Annotated in this window: 1 pseudogene; it reads left to right on the top strand. The window is 65.3% G+C overall.

The features are described from left to right. Window positions 1-298, top strand: a pseudogene (locus EOC06_RS38360) (hydantoinase/oxoprolinase N-terminal domain-containing protein); the annotation flags it as partial. Window positions 299-571 lie beyond the last annotated feature (273 nt).

Here is a 571-nt window from a genome sequence, read left to right as displayed (position 1 = left end):
CGCCGATGGCCGCGTCGAACAATTGCTCGACATCGCCGCCTGCCGGCCGGCGATCGAACAGGCCAGGGCCGATGGCATCGATGCGGTCGCCATCGTCTTCATGCACGCCTGGAAATACCCCGACCACGAGAAGGCGGTGGCAAAAGTCTGCCGGAAGCTTGGTTTCAGCCAGGTCTCGGTCAGCCATGAAGTCTCGCCACTGATCAAGCTGGTCGGCCGCGGCGACACCGCGGTGGTCGATGCCTACCTGTCGCCGATCCTGTCCCGCTATGTGCAAAGGGTTGGCCAAGAGCTCGGCGTCCTCTCCCCCCTCGAGGGGGGTGAGGAACGATGGGCCGAAGGCCGAGAAAAAGCCAACGATTTGGCTCTTTCAGCGACGAACGCCCTCTCAGAAGGCACCGCCACGACGTCGAGCCCGGTCGATCCGACCCCACCCGGCAGCTTCGCCGCCACCCTCCCCTCGAGGGGGAGGGGAACCCGCATCGAGGTTGACAAAGTCTGCGCTACCCTGGACGTCCCGCTAGGCCCGGAAATCGGCCAATGCTGCGGCGGGCGCGTCGAAGTGCTGATC

Origin of the sequence: Mesorhizobium sp. M7A.F.Ca.MR.362.00.0.0 (assembly GCF_004023175.1) — a bacterium.
GTDB lineage: Bacteria > Pseudomonadota > Alphaproteobacteria > Rhizobiales > Rhizobiaceae > Mesorhizobium.
This window is presented reverse-complemented; position numbering and strand designations above follow the sequence as displayed.